This window comes from Paenibacillus sp. P4_A7 (assembly GCF_056402455.1).
In genome coordinates, this window is the sequence record NZ_JBFUHJ010000642.1 from 1 (window position 1) to 2321 (window position 2321).

Annotated in this window: 2 protein-coding genes and 3 tRNA genes; 1 reads left to right on the forward strand and 4 read right to left on the reverse strand. The window is 40.7% G+C overall.

Annotation, left to right across the window (positions count from 1 at the left end; translation table 11 throughout):
- Nucleotides 1-969: DUF5808 domain-containing protein (locus AC1DWN_RS32315; protein ID WP_477562938.1), on the forward strand; the 969-nt coding region annotated here is incomplete at its 5' end.
- Between the two features lie 19 nt (nt 970-988).
- Here the strand turns inward: AC1DWN_RS32315 and AC1DWN_RS32320 are convergent.
- From AC1DWN_RS32320 to AC1DWN_RS32335, 4 genes are all read right to left on the reverse strand, one after another.
- Nucleotides 989-1582, reverse strand: a complete 594-nt coding sequence (locus AC1DWN_RS32320) for a P-loop nucleotide/nucleoside kinase family protein (protein WP_477562939.1) — start codon at nt 1580-1582, stop codon at nt 989-991.
- Nucleotides 1583-1839: 257 nt separating this feature from the next.
- Nucleotides 1840-1914: transfer RNA gene (locus AC1DWN_RS32325), tRNA-Gly, on the reverse strand.
- Nucleotides 1915-1921: 7 nt separating this feature from the next.
- Nucleotides 1922-1996 (reverse strand) — tRNA-Gln (locus tag AC1DWN_RS32330).
- Between the two features lie 27 nt (nt 1997-2023).
- Nucleotides 2024-2100, reverse strand: a tRNA-Asp gene (locus AC1DWN_RS32335).
- Nucleotides 2101-2321 lie beyond the last annotated feature (221 nt).

The window sequence follows — 2321 nt, forward strand, 5'->3', positions numbered from 1 at the left end:
TTATTTATATCACCTTACTGGTTTATTATCCCAGTCATTATTTCTATTATCCCGATTATTATAGCATTAAAGGAAGCTAATCCCTTATTAAAGGTCACAGGAATCGCTTCTTTAATCATGACCATCATCCTTTTTATTATCTATCTAGCTTTTAGCAAAATGAAAACAAAAATGTTAAGCGCGAATAATAGTCTGAATTCAGCAATCAATAGCGCTAGCAAACGCTACTGGTCGATCTTGTGGCTATGTATGGCGATCTACGAAAGCTGTATCGCTGTTGTGGCATATACTATTTTAAAAAACTCAAGCCTGATTAGCCCTATATTATCGATGTCGATCTTCATTATTCTTTCTTTAGTTCCACTAATCGGTATTTTATTTATCCATAATAAAGTAAAAACAATTGAAAACCGTTTAACAACAGCAGTTGATCAAACCGTTTACACAGACGAAGATGAATACTGGCAACATGGTCTTACCTATAACAATCCTAATGATAAAACCGTTATGGTACCAAAGCGTAGCGGAATAGGTTCAACGCTTAACATGGCAACAAAAACAGGGAGGATCATTCAATATAGCTCTATCGTTCTTGCTACAATTGTTATTCTCCTAGCTAGCATCTTTACAGTACAGGCAGACTACACCTCGCCTACGCTGGAAATCGAGGATAATGGAAAAGTAACAATTACATATCCTATGTACACCTATAGTTTCGATATGGAAGATGTTCAAATACTAACGCTTGCCGATACGATTCCTACAGGTTTTAGAACTAATGGGACGGCTACTGCCGAGTATGCCAGAGGTAACTTTTCATTAGAAACCTACGGTGAGTCAAAACTTTATATTTTCAAAAATTCGCAGCCTTATATATTGTTTAAACTGAAAGATAAATATGTCATATACAACGACAAAGAGCCCGCTCAGACAAAGAAGCTTTTTGCCGAGCTAGGCGCGTTAAGATAAAATCATATGAGCTTGCCTGCTAATCAGATGGTCCGTAAACAAACCATTCTAAAGCTGAAATTTTCTCGTTTTTTAATGCTTGTGAATTATCGATGTGATGGATAGAGCGCGCCGGAATATGCCATTTCAATTCCCTAGCTAATAGTGACTGACTAAATTGATTCCAATTCGTCAGCTTCCACTCATCTAATACCGAGCCTCTTTGCTTGATGCGATTAAAATAATGCTGTTCGTCTTGAAGAGATACGACGATAACCTTCACCTCTACATCTTGGAGAGTCGCACCAATTAACGCCAGCTCCGTTTCTATCCAATGCGGAGCTGACATTTCCTTTGTGAAAGGACCAACAACCAATACGTCCGTTCCGAGAGCTATGTTCTCCAATGCAGCATCCATCGTTATACGGTAGCCTAGATCGCGACATAGAGCCTTGTAGGCAGTTGAATCTCTATCACTTGGATCAAGTCCTGCTTGTGTCATCAACGCCACTGCCGCCGGTCTGAGCAAGGTATCCATATCTAACATGACAGCCCCACGTCGCCTAGCTAACGCCTTGGCGAATGTCGTCTTTCCCGCACCGGCTCCGCCGACAAAAAATACTAATTTCCGCATCTCCTTTTACCCCCAAACCTGATCTTACCAATATATATAGCCGTAATAGTCTTTGGCAGCGTTAGCTCTTTTCGCGGTAAAATATAAACCGAGTATTAGGTGTCACTTATACTATTTTAACAAAGGGATATCATTTAAAAAGTAATGATATCCCTTTCGATTTGTATTAGGTTACCCAACTATCTATATACGATTAGAAATCTATTGTTAAAAAACAAAAAAACCTTGCATCGCAAGGATTCATCATTAGAAAGTAATGGAGCGGAAGACGGGAATCGAACCCGCGACCCTCGCCTTGGCAAGGCGATGCTCTACCGCTGAGCCACTTCCGCTTATAGATGGCTGGGGATTCAGGGATCGAACCTGAGAATGACGGAGTCAAAGTCCGTTGCCTTACCGCTTGGCTAATCCCCAACAAAATTTGTATTTCAGTGATTTAAATGGCGGAGCTGACGGGATTCGAACCCGCGGTCTCCTGCGTGACAGGCAGGCATGTTGGGCCACTACACCACAGCTCCACATTATGTACGTTCGGATAAATCCGAATTTGAAAAGCGAATCTTATAGACTGAGCAAACATCATAAATGTGAGTTAATTGCTCATATAGTCACAAGAAAATTGCGCCTTCAAAACTGGATACGAAAGTTGTCTTACTGAACCTTAGCTGTTTGTTTGCCGGATGTATGGGTCCATGCAAACCTTATTTTAGGATAAGCCCTCGACCGATTAGTATTCGTC

Excerpts from the sequence above, each read along its gene's own strand:
- AC1DWN_RS32320 (WP_477562939.1), bottom strand. The coding sequence starts at position 1,582 with ATGCGGAAATTAGTATTTTTTGTCGGCGGAGCCGGTGCGGGAAAGACG.